Genomic DNA, 19758 nt, shown 5'->3' on the forward strand with positions numbered 1-19758 from the left:
ATCCCGAATTGCTTCTAGTAATCTTAAAACTCCCACACCCACAGCATCAACGGTGTATTCTGGGGCATCAAAACTAACTCGCACATGGGATTGGGCCCCTAAATTATACACTTCTACCGGTTGCACTTGTTCGAGGATACGTCGCAGGGTCGTCCCGTCGGTGAGGTCGCCATAATGAAGAAATAATTTAGTATCGGGCTGGTGGGGGTCAGTGTAGATATGATCGATGCGATCGGTGTTAAAGGTTGAGGTACGACGGATGATACCGTGGACTTGATAGCCTTTTTCTAATAATAATTCGCTCAGATAGGAACCGTCTTGACCGGTGATGCCGGTAATGAGGGCGCGTTTAGCTTCAGTCATCAGTAATTTGCCTAATCGGAAAGAATAAAGACCATGAGAGGGTCTGACTGCTTATAGCACACTTTAGCCCCTCAGGACAAGTTTGGCGATTAGTTATCGGGACAGTCATGGCCAAATCGCCTTAACCTGAATCTAGGTTTGGCAGTACCTTTAACCTTCAATCCTTCCCCATCTCTGGGGTTGCCCCAATCTTGTCCAGAAAACTCTTGCAATAAATAGCACAAATCTGTTATTATGGTTTGTCTGTGTCCCGATTAACCATACCAGTATTGAGAACAAGAAACGACTGTGGCTAATACAAAGTCTGCACTCAAACGAGTCCAAATCTCCGAAAGAAATCGTCTACGCAACAAAGCGTACAAGTCAGCCGTAAGAACCCTGATCAAAAAATGTCTTGTCGCTGTCTCGGCCTACGGAGCCAACCCCAGCCCAGAAGGGCTAGAAAGCGCCCAACAAGCTCTATCGGAAGCTTACAGTAAAATCGATAAAGCCGTCAAGCGCAACGTCTTGCACCGGAACAACGGCGCTAGAAAAAAAGCTGGTTTAGCCAAAGCCTTGCAAAAAGTTAGCCAAGCTTCCTAAGAAACAAGTAAGCTGTAATCAGGACAGACGCAACAAGCGATCGGGGGTCGATGCAATTAATAGATACGCACGTTCATTTGAACTTTGACGTTTTGCAAGCCGACTTGCCCGCTATCTCCGAACGTTGGCGAAGTGTGGGAGTCGTTCATCTGGTTCACTCCTGTGTCGAACCGGAGGAGTTTGCAGCGATTAAAGCCATTGCTGATCAATTTGGGGAAATTTCCTTCGCCGTCGGTTTACATCCCCTAGATGCCCAAAAATGGCGAGACAATAGTGCCGATCAGATCGAATCCCTAGCCCGATCTGATCGGCGCGTCGTGGCGATCGGGGAAATGGGCTTAGACTTCTATAAAGCGGATAATCAAGAGCAGCAAAAACAGGTGTTTTGGACGCAATTAGAAATCGCCCATCGTCTCGATAAACCCGTGATTATCCACTGTCGAGATGCAGCCCTGGCAATGCGGGAGCAAATCAGCGCCTTTCGGCAACAAGTGGGCAAAATTGGCGGCGTGATGCACTGCTGGACTGGCAACCCCGAAGAAACTCAATGGTTTTTAGATTTGGGTTTTTACATCAGCTTTAGCGGCATTGTCACCTTCAAAAACAGTAAAACTGTGCAAGCTGCCGCCCAAATTGTCCCCAGCGATCGCATACTGATCGAAACCGATTGCCCCTTTCTCTCACCCAATCCCCACCGAGGTAAACCTTGTGAACCCTCTTTCGTCTTCCATGTGGCCGAAACCGTCGCCCGTCTGCGCGGCTATCCGGTCGAAACCCTAGCCGAACAAACCACCCACAACGCCCGCAACTTATTTCAACTCCCCAGTTAAAAAACATAGTTTATTAGACAGGAGACGGGAGACAGGAGTCAGGAGACAGGAGAAAGCTTTGCTTCCTACTCCCCCATCACCCAACCCCTCACCGCTCACTGATATCCGACCGTCGCTATCGTGTCATCAGCCCTTGTAACCATTATGAACAATCTTACCTTTAACCTCTTACCCGACCTCATCGAAATCCAACACTCCAGTTTTCGGTGGTTTTTGGAAGAAGGACTAATCGAGGAACTGAATAGCTTTTCCCCCATCAGCGACTATACAGGTAAATTAGAACTACATTTCCTCGGCCAGGACTACAGACTCAAAGAACCGAAATACAACGTCGATGAGGCCAAACGACGCGATAGCAGCTATTCCGTTCAGATGTACGTTCCCACCCGTTTAATCAACAAAGAAACGGGAGAAAACATCGAACAGGAAGTCTTTATCGGCGATTTACCCCTGATGACCGAACGGGGAACCTTTATCATTAACGGGGCCGAACGAGTCATCGTCAATCAGATCGTCCGTTCTCCCGGTGTTTACTACAAGGCCGAAATCGACAAAAATGGTCGCCGTACCTACTCCGCTTCCCTGATTCCCAACCGAGGAGCTTGGTTAAAATTTGAAACCGACAAAAACGGCTTAGTCTGGGTCAGAATCGACAAAACCCGCAAATTATCCGCCCAAGTTCTCCTGAAAGCGATCGGATTGAGCGATAACGAAATCTTTGACTCCCTACGCCACCCCGAATTCTACCAAAAAACCCTCGACAAAGAAGGCAATCCCAGCGAAGAAGAGGCACTCCTCGACCTGTACCGCAAACTACGCCCCGGGGAACCTCCCACCGTCACCGGCGGACAACAACTGCTCGAATCGCGCTTTTTTGACAATAAACGCTACGATCTCGGTCGCGTTGGTCGTTATAAACTCAACAAAAAACTACGCCTCAACGTCCCCGATAACCAGCGCGTTCTGACCACCACCGACATCTTAGCGGCGATCGACTACCTAATTAACCTCGAATTTGACATCGGCAACACCGACGACATCGACCACCTCGGCAACCGTCGCGTCCGTTCCGTGGGTGAACTGCTACAAAACCAAGTGCGAGTGGGTTTAAACCGCTTAGAAAGAATCATTCGGGAACGGATGACCGTCAGCGAATCCCAAAACCTCACCCCCGCTTCCCTAGTCAACCCGAAACCCCTAGTAGCGGCGATTAAAGAATTCTTTGGTTCCTCGCAACTCTCCCAGTTCATGGATCAAACCAACCCCCTAGCGGAATTGACCCATAAACGCCGCATTTCCGCCCTCGGCCCCGGCGGTCTCACCCGGGAACGGGCCGGTTTTGCCGTGCGCGACATTCACCCCTCCCACCACGGTCGCATTTGTCCGGTGGAAACCCCAGAAGGTCCCAACGCCGGTTTAATCGGTTCCCTGGCCACCTACGCCCGCGTCAACGACTACGGTTTTATTGAAACCCCCTGTTATGTGGTGGAAAATGGACGAGTCCGCTATGATCTCCCCGTTAAATACCTCACCGCCGACGAAGAAGACGATCTGCGGGTGGCACCGGGAGACGTGGCCACCGATGAAAATGGTTATATCCTCGGCGAAACTATCCCAGTGCGCTATCGGCAGGAATTCTCCACCACTTCCCCCGAACAAGTGGACTACGTTTGTGTTTCCCCCGTCCAAATTGTCTCGGTGGCCACTTCCCTGATTCCCTTCCTCGAACACGACGACGCTAACCGCGCCCTCATGGGTTCTAATATGCAACGACAAGCGGTTCCGCTGCTGCGTCCCGAACGTCCCCTTGTGGGTACTGGATTGGAAGCACAGGCCGCTCGCGACTCTGGCATGGTCATCGTTTCCCGTACCAATGGGGTCGTTTCCTACGTCGATGCTAACCGGATTCGCATCAAAGTAGCGGATGAAGACAAAGAGATTTTTGGCAAGAGCGAGATCGAGTACGAAATTCAGAAATATCAACGCTCTAACCAAGATACCTGCTTAAATCAGCGTCCTTTAGTCTATCAAGGGGAACAAGTTGTCCCCGGGCAGATTCTCGCCGATGGTTCCGCCACCGAAGGAGGAGAAATCGCCCTCGGCCAGAATATCCTCGTCGCCTATATGCCCTGGGAAGGCTATAACTACGAAGACGCGATTTTAATCAGTGAAAGACTGGTGGCACAAGATGTCTATACCAGTATCCACATCGAAAAATACGAGATCGAAGCCCGTCAAACTAAACTTGGACCTGAGGAAATCACCAGGGAAATTCCCAACGTCGGTGAAGATGCCCTGCGAAACCTCGATGAACGGGGCATTATTCGCATCGGTGCCTGGGTAGAAGCCAGCGATATCCTCGTGGGGAAAGTTACCCCGAAAGGGGAATCGGATCAACCCCCTGAAGAAAAACTACTGCGGGCAATTTTCGGCGAAAAGGCACGGGATGTACGGGATAACTCCCTACGCGTCCCCAACGGCGAAAAAGGCCGGGTAGTAGATGTGCGGGTATTTACCCGCGAACAGGGGGATGAATTACCCCCCGGGGCTAATATGGTGGTGCGGGTTTACGTTGCCCAAAAACGCAAAATCCAAGTGGGCGATAAAATGGCGGGTCGTCACGGCAATAAAGGGATTATTTCTCGGATTCTGCCCCTAGAAGATATGCCCTACCTCCCCGATGGTCGTCCCGTCGATATCGTTCTCAATCCCCTCGGGGTTCCCAGTCGCATGAACGTCGGTCAGGTGTTTGAATGTTTACTGGGTTGGGCCGGCGAAAATCTGGGCGTGCGCTTTAAGATTACTCCCTTTGACGAAATGTATGGGGAAGAAGCCAGCCGTTTAACCGTCCACGGATTGCTAGAAAGTGCCTCGAAAAAACCGAATCGCGATTGGGTGTTCAAGGAAGAACACGCAGGTAAAGTCACTGTCTACGATGGTCGCACCGGCGAACCCTTTGACCGTCCCGTTACCGTCGGTATGGCCTATATGTTAAAACTGGTTCACCTGGTTGATGATAAGATTCACGCCCGTTCTACCGGTCCCTACTCCTTGGTTACCCAGCAACCCCTGGGCGGTAAAGCTCAACAGGGGGGTCAGCGCTTCGGAGAAATGGAAGTCTGGGCCCTAGAGGCCTACGGGGCGGCCTATACCTTGCAGGAATTGCTAACGGTAAAATCCGATGATATGCAAGGACGGAATGAGGCTTTAAATGCGATCGTAAAAGGCAAGCCGATTCCCCGCCCGGGTACGCCAGAATCCTTTAAGGTTTTGATGCGAGAATTGCAATCCCTCGGCCTCGATATCGCCGTTCACAAGGTGGAAAATGCCCCCGATGGTACTTCCCGCGATGTGGAGGTGGATCTGATGGTCGATGTCGGTCGTCGCGCCCCCTCTCGCCCCACCTACGAATCCTTAACCACGGAAGACTTTGAGGAAGAAGAATCGGAAGTGTAATTTCAGTTATCAGTAATCAGTGAGAAGTCAGGAGTCAGTAGTCAGGAGACAGGAGACAGGAGCGAATTTTCAAGGAAAAAGCCAAAAAAAAGGACAGTAAAGTAAAAATTTGCCTATTCCCCGTTCCCTATTCCCTGTTTCCTGTTCCCTTTTCTAACTGATAGCTGAATGCTGAATGCTGATAGCTAATAGCTGTTTACTTGTTACTGGGATCGAGATGTTTTATAACCAAACTGTTGACAAAGGAAAACTGAAAAAACTGATCGCTTGGGCCTATCAAAACTACGGTTCGGCGCGCTGTTCACAAATGGCCGATGAATTGAAAAACCTCGGTTTTCGTTTCGCTACCAAAGCAGGGGTTTCCATTAGTGTCGATGATTTAACCGTACCGCCAGCTAAACGACAGATGATCGAAAGTGCCGAACAGGAAATCCGGCAAACCGAACAGCGTTATGTGCGCGGGGAAATCACCGAAGTGGAACGCTTCCAAAAAGTAATCGACACCTGGAATAGTACATCTGAATCGCTTAAAGACGAAGTAATTCGCAACTTCCAAGTGACCGATCCCCTCAACTCCGTCTATATGATGGCTTTCTCCGGGGCGCGGGGTAATATGAGCCAAGTGCGTCAGTTAGTGGGAATGCGGGGATTAATGGCTAATCCCCAGGGGGAAATTATTGACCTCCCGATTAAGACTAACTTCCGGGAAGGATTGACCGTTACCGAATACGTTATTTCCTCCTACGGGGCGCGCAAAGGTTTAGTTGATACAGCCCTACGGACGGCAGATTCCGGTTATCTGACCCGTCGTCTCGTCGATGTGTCCCAAGATGTCATCGTCCGCGAGGCAGATTGTGGCACCAATCGTTACATCGAATTAACCGCCATGACCGATGGCGATCGCGTGTTAATTCCCTTAAGCGATCGCTTATTAGGTCGTTCCTTGGCCGAAGATGTGGTGGTCAATGGAGAAGTGATCGCCACCCGCAACCAGATTATCGATGACGAAACCGCCGAAAAACTAGGGCGACTCGTCGATAAAATCAAAGTCCGCAGCCCCTTAACCTGTGAAGCGGCCCGCTCGGTTTGCCAAACCTGTTACGGTTGGAGTCTCGCCCACGGTCATCCGGTGGATATGGGGGAAGCAGTGGGAATTATTGCCGCCCAATCGATCGGGGAACCGGGGACTCAGTTAACCATGCGTACCTTCCACACCGGGGGCGTATTTACCGGAGAAGTAGCCCGGCAAGTGCGGAGTCCCTTCGAGGGAACCGTGCGTTTTCTGCCGGGGTTAAGTATCCGTAACGTGCGAACTCGCCACGGGGATGAACGGGATCAGGTGGAGGCACCGGGGGAAATTAAATTAACACCCAAGGATAAAACTAAAGAAACTGTCACCTACTCTTTGACTCCAGGTTCGCTGCTATTCGTCACCGATGGGGCAACGGTGAGCGAGGAACAGTTACTAGCGGAAATTACCTCCGATAAAGTCCAAAAATCTACAGAAAAAGCCACAAAAGACGTAACCAGTGACTTAGCCGGTGAGGTGCTATTCTCCCAATTAGTACCGGAGGAAAAAACCGATCGCCAAGGCAACACCACCCGCATCGCCCAACGGGGGGGATTACTATGGATTCTCTCCGGAGAAGTGTATAACTTGCCAACCGGGGCCGAACCCGTGGTCAGTAACGGCGATACAGTACAAGTGGGGGATGTTCTGGCGGAAACTAAGCTGGTATCCACTAACGGCGGTTTGGTGCGTTTAGCCCCCAATAGCCGGGAAATCGATATCGTCACCGCTTCCGTGTCCTTGGATCAGGCCGAAGTAAAAGTAGAAAGTAGTGCTGGTCGGGAACAATTTATTATTCATACCGGAGATGGTCAACGCTTCCTGCTGAAAACCACTCCGGGGACAAAAGTACAGAATCATGCCATTGTCGCCGAGTTAATCGACGATCGCTATCAAACCCACACCGGCGGCATGATTAAATACGTCGATATCGAAGTCTCCAAAGGCAGCCGCAAACAGGGTTATGAAATCACCAAAGGCGGCACGATCCTCTGGATTCCCGAAGAAACCCACGAAGTCAATAAAGATATCTCCCTCTTACAGGTGGAAGATGGGCAGTATGTGGAAGCAGGGGAAGAAGTGGTTAAAGACATCTTCTGTAACTCTAGCGGTGTGGTGGAAGTCATCCAGAAAAATGACATCCTCCGGGAGATCATTGTCAAACCGGGGCTGTTATTTATGGATCTCGAACCGGAATCCTCCGGAATTGCCCAAGAACAGTTAATTTACCCCGGGACACAGTTGACTCCTGAAGTCACGATCGAGGAGTTGCGGCAAGCGGAATGGGTGGAAACTAACGAGGGTTTGGGGTTACTGCTGCGACCGGTACAGGAGTTCACCGTACAAGACCAATCCACTTCTCCCACCCAGGGTTCCGCTAACCAAGAAGGAGGAAGACATATCGAACTGCGATCGGTGCAGCGCATCTTCTTTAAAGACGGGGAAAGAGTTAAATCCGTCGAGGGTTGTCAACTGATCAGCACTCAATTAGTCCTAGAAATTTCTAGCGAAGAACCGGAATCGGTCTCCCATCTGACGGCCGATATCGAGTTAGAACCGATCCCGCAGGGAGCCGCGAAGCGGTGCGAGGACACGGATTGTCAGCGTTTACAGTTAGTTATTCTGGAATCTCTGGTGCTGCGTCGGGATAGTGATGGTGATCCTTTAGGGGGTAATATTCAGACTCGCGTTCTCGTCCAAGATGGCGATGAAATTCCACCGGGGGCAGTGGTGGCCCGGACCGAAATCCAGTGTAAGGAAGCTGGAGAAATTCGCGGGATTCGCAAGGGTAGCGAAGCGGTGCGCCGTCTTTTAATCGTGCGTACCAGTGACGAGTTTATTCTCCCGCTCGCTGTTGCTCCCACCGTCAAAGCCGGGGATCTGGTAATCGCCGAAACCGAGATCGGTGCCGGAGTTTTAGCCCCCAATTCCGGTCAAGTGCTGGCCGTTGACAAAACCGCCACCGGCTACGAAATCCGTCTGCGTAGCGCCCGACCCTACCGAGTATCGGCGGGGGCCATTCTGCACATCGATGAGGGAGATCTGGTCCAACGGGGCGATAATTTGGTGCTGTTGGTGTTTGAGCGCTCGAAAACCGGGGATATCATTCAAGGTTTACCGAGAATCGAAGAACTGCTCGAAGCGCGTAAGCCGAAAGAGGCTTGTGTCCTGGCACGCAAACCGGGAGTTTGTCAAGTGGAGTACCAAGATTCTGAGATCGTCGATATTAAGGTGGTCGAGGATGACGGCACGATCAGTGAATATCCGCTTTTAGGCAGTCAAAACCCTCTGGTGAGCGATAATCAGCGTATTGATGTGGGTCAGGCGTTAACCGATGGTCAGGCTAATCCCCACGAGATTTTAGAGGTGTTCTTTAATTATTATGTCGATAGCCTGGGCAGTTACGAGGCAGCCCTGAAAGCCTTGGAAAAAACCCAGATGTTCCTCGTTGATCAGGTACAGTCGGTTTACCAATCCCAAGGGATCGATATTGCCGATAAACATATTGAAGTGATCGTGCGTCAGATGACCTCTAAGGTGCGGATCGATGACGGCGGCGATACCAGTATGTTACCCGGGGAATTGTTGGAACTGCGACAGGTGGAGACGGTAAACGAAGCCATGTCGATCACCGGTGGGGCGGCGGCTAAATATACGCCTGTACTACTGGGGATCACCAAAGCTTCCTTGAATACCGATAGCTTTATCAGTGCCGCCTCCTTCCAAGAAACCACCCGCGTCCTCACCGAAGCGGCGATCGAAGGCAAGTCCGACTGGTTACGGGGTCTCAAGGAAAACGTGATTATCGGTCGTCTGATTCCGGCGGGTACTGGCTTCAATTCCCACGAAAACACGGCGGGGATCAGCGATTACACCCCCCCAGAGGAGGAATATAACTACAACAATCGTAGCTATTACGCTCCCCCCGGCGGCCTCGGCTTGCCCCCTCGTCCCGGTTTCGGCGATAGTAGCGAGGATAGCGATATGATTCTTGACGATCAAACCGCTCGCGCCTACGCTGAGGGTGATGTGGTCGATTTAGAGGATGATGAGATGGCTTTCCTCTCCTCCCGCGGCAGCAGTCGCTTTAGTCGCCAACCCATCAGCGATCGCTGGTCAGAACCGGATGAGGAAGGAGATGAGGACGATTTCGAGGAGGATTACGAAGAAGAAGAATAATCGTCTGTGGAGATATTACAAGGAGCAGTGGGAGACACGGGGAGGCAAGGGCAATTTTTCTAGAGAAAAACCCTTGTTATCCCCCAAAAATCTCCTGCTTCTCTCCCCAAACTCCCTAATTTTCTGGCTAATTCACCTGAGTTTGGGAATGAAACAAGGAAGCCTTTTTTGTCAACCGGAAAGGAGACAAAGTTAAGATTTTAAGAATTTTCTCTCAAGTCGGGATGACAGGATTTGAACCTGCGGCATCCTGCTCCCAAAGCAGGCGCGCTACCAAGCTGCGCTACATCCCGAAATAAACTCCTTTTTTAGTATAGCCCAAGATCCGCATTCTTAATCGGGATACCAAAACATACCTTTGATACCTTCGGGATCGAGAACAAAACCGAGGCGACGATAGAAATCCACCACCTGCGGATCGGCGAAAAGAGTTATATTACTGATGTCCTCACCCCGCAACTTCCTGATCATAAATTTCATTAATGCTTTACCAAAGCCTTTACTTTGATAGTGAGGATGAACAACCACATCCCAGACTGTAGCATTAAAAGCGTGATCGGAAGTGGCACGGGCAAAACCCACTAAACGACGGCGATTACCTCGCACTTCCCACATCGACACCACTAAAAAACTACATTCGATCGCCTTTTTAACTTTGCGTAAAGGACGACGGGCCCAACCCACCGAGTCACAAAGTTCTTCTAACTCATATAGATCTAGCTCTCGATCGGTACTAAAAAACACTCGCGTCTGTCCGAGGTCATTCTGGGCAACCTCTACCAAGTCTCCCGAATAGTCAGGAGATGCAGTGACTTCCGAGCTATTAAACAATCTTTTCCAAAAAACCATGCCGGGGGGCTACTGCCTCAATATTGTCCTTTTAGCCTAGTATATTTTATTTTCTCCTCTCTACGAACAATCGGGCAACCTGAGTCAAAATTTGATTGGTTGAGTACGGAGAGGGTGGGATTTGAACCCACGAACCATTGCTGGTTACTCGATTTCAAGTCGAGCGCAATCGACCACTCTGCCACCTCTCCAAGGCAGTCAGACCTATATCCTATCATTACATATCTTGCATAAATCAAAAAATTTTCCGCAAATGTAGGGAAAAGGGCTGCATATTATCGGGTTATACCATTTTTCTTTATTCGCGTCACCACGAATGCAGGCTTGGCAAGCATTCGAGCGTGGATGTCTGTCATGGATTTAGAAATTTGGTATTAAGGGTTAAGGGTTAAAGGTTAAAATTTCCCCCTTTCCCCCTTCCCCCACTTCTGCAAGAAGTCTATTCTAGTCAATTAGAGGCGTAATTAGGGCTTTCTGAGCAGGATTTTGGGCGGGCCTATCGGCAGGACCTGGATCACTTCCCCTCACCACCCCCGCCGGGATGACCGACTTATTTCTTTAATTTCTGTAATTTTCGGCTTTGACGGGGAAAACTACAATTAGAATGGGGAAGTGTATCTTGAAATTGCTGTTTTGACGTATAATCACCTCAATAAAATTTAGAAGCTTCTAGAGTTTATAGTTTTAAACATTTCTGTGAGGAAAATGTATTTATTATGAGTTCAATTATTGAAATCGGCGACCAAAAAATTAACCAGTCACAGGTCTTGCCTCTTTTGGCAAAATATGGTATGTTACCCCAGTTAATCCGGGAAGTGATTATCGAGCAAGCGATCGCCAATATCACCTGCAATCCCGAAGAAAGAAACGCCGCCTATTCCCGTTTCTATCAAAATAATCAAATTGCCAACGATGAACAAATGAAATCTTGGTTAGGACAAAACGGGATGGATTCCGAACAACTAGAATATCTAATTCTTCGGGACATTAAATTGGAAAAATTTAAACAGGAGACTTGGGATAACAAGGTAGAATCCTACTTCTTGCAAGTCAAAAATAAATTGGATAAGGTGGTTTATTCGCTGATTCGGACAAAAAATCTCGGCATTGCCCAAGAACTATTTTTCCAGATACAGGATCGAGAAAATAGCTTCGCTGAACTAGCTAAAAAATACTCCCAAGGACCAGAAGCGGAAACCGGAGGGCTAATCGGACCGGTGGAACTGAGCGCCCCCCATCCCCAGATAGGGCAAATTCTCAAAGCAAGTAAACCGGGGCAACTGTGGCCACCGTCGCAAGTGGGAGAATGGGTCGTGATTGTCCGGCTAGAAAAATATTTATCCTGTGAACTGGATACTCCCACCCGTCAACGCTTACGCAATGATTTATTCCAACAATGGTTAACGGCTCAAATGCAAACAGTGAAATTTATCTCCGAATCAAACCCAGTCAATAGCGAGCAGTTATCGGTTATATAGCATTTCCTTGCAACACTGGGTAAACCTAGTCTTTTCGCCTAATTATTTGCCAACCTAGTCAATTTTCGCCTAGCTAATGAGTTACACCACCTTAGATTTTACCGCCTTTCTGGAGACCGTACAGCCCTTTGATCGCCTGCCCGTCGAGGTTAGACGTTCCCTCGGCCAGAAATTACAACCCTTTCGCTATGAGATGGGCAATGCCATGCTCAAGTGCGATCGCTTACCCTCTCACCTCGTCCTTCTCTACGAGGGAGGGGCTAGACTTTTGGGTTACGATGCTAGGGTTAACAATCCGCTGCCGGTCACTTTGGCTAAATTGCAGCCCGGGGATTTATTCGGGTGGATCAGTCTCCTGCGGGGTACCCCCTGTGAAACGGTCATCGCTTCTTCGGAAGTCACGATCTGTTTAACCTTAAAAGAAGAGGATTTTTGGTCTTTAATCAATAATTACCCGGAATTTAAGCAGTATTTCTTTGAACAAAGCTCGATCGCTGAAGTTTATGCTGTCCTAGGCTCCTATCTTAATCAACAGGCCTGGGGTGGGGGCGACCTCAAAGAAATTGCTCAGGCTCTTTTAAACAAAGCTTGTGTGTCCTACAACCAGATTGACGATGATTATCTCTGGTTAGTCAGCGAAAATACCGATAATTATCCTATCGGCACAGTTATCACCCAGAATAATCTGACTAACACCAGATTATTAGGTCTTTCCTCCGACCAGTTAGATGAATTCTTGACAGTTGAAACCGAAGCGGCCGCAGCAACAGAAACGGATGATATCCTAGAAACCCAAGTCATCAAGGGAAATAAACCCACCCAGGTATTAGATATCCCCCAAGGAAGAATAAGCGACATCACCAGCGATATCGACCTTGAAAAAACTGTCAAGAAAAACGGCAAATCCTATCCTTTTTTCAGGGGAAAAACGGAACTAGAAGCGGTGAGTGCCTGTTTTCAGATGCTCTGCAAATATTTTAATATCCCCTTTCGCAAGGACGTGATCCAACGCATTCTAGGGGATCAACTGCAAAGAACCGGCAGCCTTTCCCTGCCTCTGTGTGGGGCTGTGGCCGAGGTAGTGGGACTCCATAGCCAATTAGTACCCCTAAATGCTTCTTCCTTGCCCAATATCAACCCTCCTGCCCTAATTCGCTGGCAAGACACCATCGTTATCCTCTACGAAATTAATCAACGGGAAACCACGATCGCCGTTCCCGAACGGGGGATAATTAAACGCAAAACCAGCGAATTTCTGGAATCTTGGGGCGAAAAAGGGGAAGTAATTCTGCTCAAACCCACCAAACACACCCAGCAACAGCGTTTTGGCCTATCATGGTTTTGGCCTTCTGTCAAGAAACATAAACGAGTCTTAATAGAAGTTTTTATCGCTTCTTTCTTCGTGCAGTTATTTGCCCTGGCCAATCCCTTGATGATTCAGGTGATCATCGATAAAGTGATCGTGCAGAATAGCCCGGAAACCCTGAATACCCTCGGGGTTTTCCTGTTGGTAATTGCCGTTTTTGAGGGAATTTTAACCTTTTTGAGAACATCCCTTTTTGTCGATACCACTAACCGCATCGACATGACCCTCGGTTCGGAAATTATCGATCACCTGCTGCGCTTACCCCTAAAATACTTTGAACGGCGGCCTGTGGGGGAAATTTCAACAAGAATTAACGAATTAGAGAATATTCGGCAGTTTTTAACAGGTACAGCCCTGACGGTGGTGTTAGATGCCATTTTCTCGGTTATCTACATCGTGGTTATGTTGATCTATAGCCCGATTTTAACCTTCTGGGCCCTGGGAGTCGTGCCGATTCTAGTTCTCTCCACAGCTATTTTCGCACCGATCGTGCGGCGACAACTGCGAGCAAAAGCCGAACGAAACGCCGAAACCCAATCCTATCTCGTGGAGGTAATGACGGGAATTCAAACGGTGAAAGCACAGAATATCGAATTGCGTTCCCGTTGGCAGTGGCAAGAACGTTATGCGCGCTATGTGGCCGAAGGTTTTCAAACGGTAATGACCTCAACTTTGGCCGGTTCCTTTAGTCACTTCTTTAACCAATTATCGGGTTTATTAGTGCTGTGGGTGGGAGCAGCCCTAGTTTTAGACGGAAAACTCACTCTTGGTCAATTAATCGCCTTCCGGATTATCTCTTCCTACGTTACCTCGCCGATTCTGCGTTTGACCCAACTCTGGCAAAACTTCCAAGAAACCGGCTTATCGCTGGAAAGATTGGCCGATATCGTCGATACTCCCCAAGAAGCGGAACTCGATCGCCACAATATCCCCATGCCCTTAATTAAAGGCACTGTCACCTACGAAAACCTCGCTTTCCGCTTCAATCCCCACGGACCCCTGCAACTATACAACGTCAATTTAGAATTCCCCGCCGGCACTTTTGTGGCTTTGGTGGGAGAAAGTGGCGCTGGGAAAAGTACCATCACTAAACTATTAGCCCGTCTCTACGAACCAGAATCGGGACGGATTCTCATCGATGGCTACGATATCAACAAAGTGGAACTCTATTCCCTCCGTCGTCAAATCGGCATGGTTCCCCAAGAAACCCTATTATTTGACGGTACGGTACAGGAAAATATCGCCCTGACTAACCCCGATGCTACTGTGGAGGAAATTGTCTCGGCAGCGAAAACGGCGGCGGCCCACGAATTTATTATGACCCTGCCCAATGGCTATAATACCCGCGTTGGTGAACGGGGGGCATCCCTATCGGGGGGACAACGACAACGGGTTGCGATCGCTCGTTCCGTCCTGCAAAGACCGCAAATTCTCATTCTTGATGAGGCCACCAGCGCCCTCGACTATAACACCGAACGGCAAGTGTGTCTGAATCTCAAAGAAGCTTTCAAGGATCATACGGTCTTCTTTATTACCCATCGTTTAGCTTCGATCAAATCCGCCGATATTATTGTCATGATGGATAAAGGGACAGTAGCGGAGGAAGGCACCCACGAGGAATTAATGGCCAAAAAAGGCCTTTACTATACCCTCTATAAACAACAGGATTCGCAAATCTAGTCAGTCGGTCGTCAGTTATCAGTTATCAGTTATAAGTTATCAGTTATCAGTTATCGGTTCACTGATTACTGTTTACTGTTCACTGGACGGCTACGCCGTGCCTTTGGCAACACTGAAAAAATAAATATAGGAGAATCTTCATGAACGGTAATTCTAACAACGGTCAAAACGGCAACGGCAACGGTAAAAGCGATGAACTGACCCAAGCGGGTAAAAACGTGGCCACTACCACGAAAAATAAAAGTATTACCCCTTCTTTACCCACTTTCAGCCCACCAGAACAATCGGTGATCCTGAAACAATCGCCCATTTGGTCGCGGACGATTATCTGGACATTAATGAGTGTCACCACTGCCGCTTTAATTTGGTCAGCGCTCGCCAAAATCGAGCAGGTGGTCGGCGCTCAAGGACAACTTAAACCCCAGGGCAAAGTCCAAGAAGTACAAGCACCGGTGAATGGGGTAGTACAGGAAGTTAAAGTTAAAGACGGCGATCGAGTTAACAAAGGTGATGTACTGGTTTTAATGGATTCCAGTGCATCGAAAGTGCAGTTAGAATCCTTGGGAAAAATTCGCGCCACTGCCGAGAAGGAAAATCAATTCTATCGTCTATTAATGGCGCAGGATCTGACACCGGCACAAGTGGAGAGTTCGATCGCTCAATTAAAATTACCGAGTGAAATCGCCGATTTAGCCCGTAATCGTGCCGCTTTAGTGGCGGAAAATCAACTTTATCAAGCACAGGTCAGTGAAGGTGCTTCTAGCTCTGCTTTACAAGAGGAGCAATTAGCCCGTCTAGCGGCGGCCCGACGGGAGTCCAATTCTCGACAAGCGGCCGCTAGATTGGAAATGGAACAATTAGAAAAACAATTGGCCCAAACCGGGGTACAGTTGGCCGATGCCCGCTCGCAATTAATCAAAGATCGCTTAGTCTTAGAAGAAATTAAAACTCGTAATGCCAATTCGATGAAGCAGGGCCAAGAAAGCTTGGATATCGAGCGTAATATTCTTAACGATATTGAACCCTTGGGAGAAGAAGGGGCGGTCGCCCGTTATCAGATTAATAAACAAAAACAATCGGTAACTGATCGCCAGAATGAACTGCAGCAGCAAGAGGCTAACGGCGAAATTGATCGAGAAAAACAAGAGAAAGAAGTACAAACCCGCATCGCCGAAATTTCCCGCTTGGAACAGGAAGAAAAGCGTTATTTCCTGTTGATCTCCCAAGCGCAAGAAAAGCTGATTAATACCACGGTAATCACGGAAAAAGATGTGCGCGATAAAATGGCGGACAATCACAAACGGATCGCTGAAATCGATAGTCAGATCAGTCGCATTATCATTGATAACAACAAGCGCATTGCTGAGTTAGATAGTCAAATTAGTCAAGCACAACAGACCATTAAATATCAAAAAATTACCGCCCCCATCGATGGTGTGGTCTTTGATCTCAAGGCCCGACCTGGGTTTGTTCCCCAACCGAGTCAAGCGGAAGCATTGTTAAAAATTGTTCCCGATGGCTGTCCCACTGAGATCAAAGATGCCGCTAAAGGTTGTTTAGTGGCAGAGGTGGACGTGACTAACCAAGACATCGGTTTTGTGCGTGTAGGACAAAAGGCCGATATTCGCATTGATTCCTTTTCCTACAGTGAATACGGCGATATTAAGGGAGAAGTAATCTCGATCGGTTCCGATGCTTTACCTCCCGATGAAAATCACCGTTTTTATCGGTTCCCTGTCCGGGTAAGCTTGAACAGTCAAGAGTTAGTTTTGAAAGATAAATCCACTCTGCCGCTGCAATCGGGGATGTCCGTGAGCGTTAACATCAAAGTCAATGAAAATCGCACTGTTTTGGGACTATTTACCGATATGTTCAATAAACAGGTGGATACTCTCAAACAAGTCCGTTAAGCGAAAAAATTCGGGGGTAGATCCTGCCAACGGCCCGATCCGATCGCACTAATCGCTTCCGAGAGGTTAACTGCACCGGTATAAAGGGCGCGGCCCACGATTACTCCCGTTACTCCTAAAGGTTCCAAAGACAATAAACTCAGTAGGTCGGTCAGGGAACTAATACCCCCGGAGGCGATTACGGGAATTTCGACAGATTTGGCTAATTCTCGCAAAGCTGCGAGATTAGGGCCAGAAAGAGTGCCATCTCGATGAATATCCGTGTAGATAATCGTACTGGCTCCTCTTTTTGCCATATCTTGACCAAGAGCGATCGCCTCTACCTCGGAAGTTTCTAACCAACCCCGGGTGGCTACTTTACCATCGCGGGCATCAATACCGACGATTATTTGCCCCGGAAAGCTTTGACAAAGTTCGCTGACTAATTCTGGCTTTTCTACGGCTACTGTCCCTAAAATCGCCTTTTCTACCCCGATTTTTAGGAGATTACTCACCGTTTCTAGCTCTCGCAGTCCACCACCCACCTGTACGGGAATGGCAATATCATTAAGAATTGTTTCAATAGTTGACAAATTAACCGATTTACCCTCTTTGGCTCCATCCAAATCAACTAAATGTAATCTGGTTGCCCCCTGATTGACCCATTCTCGCGCCACTATTGCGGGATTATCGTTAAAAACCTGCGATTGTTGGTAATCTCCCTGATAAAGTCGCACACATTTGCCATCGAGAATATCAATAGCGGGGATAACTTCCATGTTTTTCTCAATATCTAACTAAAGAGCGTTTTTTATTATATAGTACCAGCCGTCAGCCCTGAATCAGTGATCAGTGATCAGTGATCAGTTTTGAGTCTGACAGGGGAACAAACCCTCTCAAAGCATTGTCCACAAAGGTTTTGAGGCTCCTCAGTTACAAACAGATACATCGCTTTCAGCCAAAAAGCTAACGAGAGAATCAGGGATTTGGGCGAGCTTACTAGAAATCTTTGTCAACAACGGGGGGTGAGCTGCATGGAACTTTTTCGCTCGAACACCCCAAAAAGCTTGTGCTGTAAGGAGTTCAGCCAGCTTGTCCCCCTGTCAGCAGGTTTTGAGTATTAAGTGAGCAGTATGTATTAAGTGTGCATCATCAAATGGCAGTAACAGTGCTGTCTTTTCACTGATTACTCTTTACTGATCACTGATTACTGATTATCGATTCCTAGGGGAAAAAATTCTTCTAGAATGATAAGTACATATACGAGAGGAATTATACTTATGTCTGCTGGGAAGTTTCAAACAGCCGCTTCATTATCCGATCGAGAGCTAGAAATACTCGATTTAGTGGCTAATGGTTTAACTAATCAAGAAATCTCGGAAAAGCTAGAGATTAGTAAGCGTACCGTTGATAATCATATTAGTAATATCTTGACAAAAACAAAAACCGATAATCGGGTGGAATTGGTGCGTTGGGCATTGCATTGGGGTAAAGTTTGTCTTGATGATATTAATTGTTGTATCCTTCCTTCCCCAGCGCCGACCGATGATCAGGTTTCCTAAACTTCTGGGACTTTTTCTTGCGGTTAATATCATCAGTCTGGGGGGATGTAGTGATGCGGGTTTTGTCACCCCTCCCCAACAGCTTTTAGGAAATACTTTAAATACCCCTTCCTCTGAAGATAATCCCCGTTTTAACTACGATGGTCGTTATCTGGTCTTTGCCTCCGATCGCATGGGACAACGAACGATTTATTTATTCGATCGAGTGGCTAATCGTTTAGTTCCCCTGCCGGGGTTAAATCAAGCAAAAACCTATCAAGATCAACCGGATATTAGTGCCGATGGTCGCTATATTGTTTATGTGTCGGAACAGTCCGGTAAACCCGATATATATATTTATGATCGACAAACTCTGCAAGCAAAAAATATCACCGAAAATATTTTAGGAGAAGTGCGTCGTCCGACGATTAGTGGTAACGGTCGTTTTATTGCTTTTGAAAGTAATCGTTTCGGTCAATGGAATCTGGAAATATTCGATCGAGGTGCCGAAATTTCTCCTTCTTTACCCCCGATCAATTCTTCCCCGTCCCGATAGTATTGGGGGAGAAGGGAGAAGGATGTGGGGAGACCACTTCGTGCGCGTTGCGGGGGAGATGGGAGAGGAGAATATCCACACGCCCCGGAATCGCTCCACGCTTACTTTTTGCTCCGTCTCGACTCTTTCTTTTTCCTCGTCCAGCCGCGTAGGTATTCTTGATACTTTCCACAGTCTCGATAGTTATGATCGATTATTCATTTGATAGATGGTTTCGTGACTGAGAGATTCTTGACTGGCTCTTTTCAGACGACCTGCTATTTGTTCCGGACTATGATAATTTTTCAATCCTTTTTTCACCAACTCTAAGGCCGACTCGCTGACATTTTTAAAGGGTTGTTTGGCATTTTTTCGGCGCGTCTCGCTTTGAGCTTGTGCTGTGTCAGGTAGATAGCAGCCGAGGGAACTTTGATTCCTTCTGGCTCTTCTGGTTTTCGTGTGTTAATTTTTGTTATGAATTAAAGCAAGCAAACAGCTTAAGTCGAAGATGTTCAAAATTGGTAAATCCATAACTCATTCTTTTAATAATCTTTATTTTGGTATTCATTCCCTCAATTAATCCGTTGGTTGTATGATTTTCAAAGTAATTACAAATACCGGGCAAATGCTTCTGGATCATACTGGCACTACTTTGATCTAATATTCTGCCTATTCTTATCCATTTTTCCAATTTTCTCTCAGCACCTCTGAACGTTCTACAACCTTGATAAATTTGTCTAATTTCTTCTTTCATTTCGTCGGCTATTCCCAAGCAGGGATGTTCTTTTAAGATAACTTGTAGTTGTTGTTTTTGCTCGTCCTTTAAGTCCTCTTTATTCTTCCATAATAAATGAGGTAATCCTTTTTCATGCACCCCCATTAACTTTCTCAATTTATTAAGCTCGTCATTGATGATAGCCATTACATGAAAACGGTCATA

Annotated in this window: 13 protein-coding genes, 2 tRNA genes and 1 pseudogene; 9 read left to right on the forward strand and 7 right to left on the reverse strand. The window is 47.8% G+C overall.

Annotated features, from left to right (window positions below; translation table 11 throughout):
• On the reverse strand, positions 1-363 hold a 363-nt coding region (locus tag IM456_RS21105), incomplete at its 3' end, for a GDP-mannose 4,6-dehydratase (protein ID WP_287692118.1).
• A 288-nt stretch (positions 364-651) separates the two neighbouring features.
• Between IM456_RS21105 and rpsT the strand changes: the two genes are divergently transcribed.
• The 4 genes from rpsT (at position 652) to IM456_RS21125 (ending at position 9480) form a co-directional block, all read left to right on the forward strand.
• On the forward strand, positions 652-945 hold the full coding sequence (gene rpsT, locus IM456_RS21110; RefSeq protein WP_002737368.1) for a 30S ribosomal protein S20: 294 nt from the start codon (positions 652-654) through the stop codon (positions 943-945).
• Positions 946-995: 50 nt separating this feature from the next.
• Positions 996-1775, forward strand: a complete 780-nt coding sequence (locus IM456_RS21115) for a TatD family hydrolase (protein ID WP_149987846.1) — start codon at positions 996-998, stop codon at positions 1773-1775.
• Between the two features lie 144 nt (positions 1776-1919).
• Positions 1920-5231: a DNA-directed RNA polymerase subunit beta gene (gene rpoB, locus IM456_RS21120; RefSeq protein WP_149987845.1), complete on the forward strand. Its 3312-nt coding sequence runs from the start codon at positions 1920-1922 to the stop codon at positions 5229-5231.
• Positions 5232-5448: 217 nt separating this feature from the next.
• Positions 5449-9480 (forward strand): DNA-directed RNA polymerase subunit beta', encoded by a 4032-nt coding sequence (locus IM456_RS21125; RefSeq protein WP_287693094.1) that lies wholly within the window; start codon positions 5449-5451, stop codon positions 9478-9480.
• 219 nt (positions 9481-9699) lie between these two features.
• Here IM456_RS21125 and IM456_RS21130 read toward each other — a convergent pair.
• The 3 genes from IM456_RS21130 to IM456_RS21140 form a co-directional block, all read right to left on the reverse strand.
• Positions 9700-9773: transfer RNA gene (locus tag IM456_RS21130), tRNA-Pro, on the reverse strand.
• Positions 9774-9813: 40 nt separating this feature from the next.
• On the reverse strand, positions 9814-10329 hold the full coding sequence (locus tag IM456_RS21135) for a GNAT family N-acetyltransferase (RefSeq protein ID WP_002736326.1): 516 nt from the start codon (positions 10327-10329) through the stop codon (positions 9814-9816).
• A gap of 106 nt (positions 10330-10435) precedes the next feature.
• Positions 10436-10520, reverse strand: a tRNA-Ser gene (locus IM456_RS21140).
• 525 nt (positions 10521-11045) lie between these two features.
• Between IM456_RS21140 and IM456_RS21145 the strand changes: the two genes are divergently transcribed.
• The 3 genes from IM456_RS21145 (at position 11046) to IM456_RS21155 (ending at position 16763) form a co-directional block, all read left to right on the forward strand.
• The gene (locus IM456_RS21145; protein ID WP_149987844.1) at positions 11046-11807 is read left to right on the forward strand and encodes a peptidylprolyl isomerase; all 762 of its coding nucleotides are present in this window, start codon (positions 11046-11048) and stop codon (positions 11805-11807) included.
• A 76-nt stretch (positions 11808-11883) separates the two neighbouring features.
• Positions 11884-14853: a peptidase domain-containing ABC transporter gene (locus IM456_RS21150; RefSeq protein WP_149987843.1), complete on the forward strand. Its 2970-nt coding sequence runs from the start codon at positions 11884-11886 to the stop codon at positions 14851-14853.
• A gap of 140 nt (positions 14854-14993) precedes the next feature.
• A complete protein-coding gene (locus IM456_RS21155) occupies positions 14994-16763 on the forward strand; it encodes a beta-barrel domain-containing protein (RefSeq protein WP_149987842.1) in 1770 nt (589 codons plus the stop codon).
• Here IM456_RS21155 and hisA read toward each other — a convergent pair.
• Positions 16760-17521: a 1-(5-phosphoribosyl)-5-[(5-phosphoribosylamino)methylideneamino]imidazole-4-carboxamide isomerase gene (gene hisA / locus IM456_RS21160; protein ID WP_149987841.1), complete on the reverse strand. Its 762-nt coding sequence runs from the start codon at positions 17519-17521 to the stop codon at positions 16760-16762. The genes IM456_RS21155 and hisA overlap by 4 nt on opposite strands.
• 501 nt (positions 17522-18022) lie before the next feature.
• Between hisA and pedR the strand changes: the two genes are divergently transcribed.
• Together pedR and IM456_RS21170 are read left to right on the forward strand one after the other, a co-directional pair.
• Positions 18023-18304 carry a photosynthetic electron transport-dependent transcriptional regulator PedR gene (gene pedR, locus IM456_RS21165; RefSeq protein ID WP_108937575.1) on the forward strand — a complete coding sequence of 94 codons (282 nt, stop codon included), beginning with the start codon at positions 18023-18025 and terminating at the stop codon, positions 18302-18304.
• Positions 18288-18839, forward strand: a complete 552-nt coding sequence (locus IM456_RS21170) for a TolB family protein (RefSeq protein ID WP_287693093.1) — start codon at positions 18288-18290, stop codon at positions 18837-18839. The genes pedR and IM456_RS21170 overlap by 17 nt, the downstream gene beginning before the upstream one ends.
• A 70-nt stretch (positions 18840-18909) precedes the next feature.
• Here the strand turns inward: IM456_RS21170 and IM456_RS21175 are convergent.
• Together IM456_RS21175 and IM456_RS21180 are read right to left on the reverse strand one after the other, a co-directional pair.
• Positions 18910-19262: pseudogene (locus IM456_RS21175) on the reverse strand (transposase family protein); the annotation flags it as partial.
• 28 nt (positions 19263-19290) lie between these two features.
• Positions 19291-19758: transposase (locus IM456_RS21180; protein ID WP_287712805.1), on the reverse strand; the 468-nt coding region annotated here is incomplete at its 5' end.

The sequence above is a fragment of the Microcystis sp. M079S1 genome (assembly GCF_020246425.1).
Lineage (GTDB): Bacteria > Cyanobacteriota > Cyanobacteriia > Cyanobacteriales > Microcystaceae > Microcystis > Microcystis aeruginosa.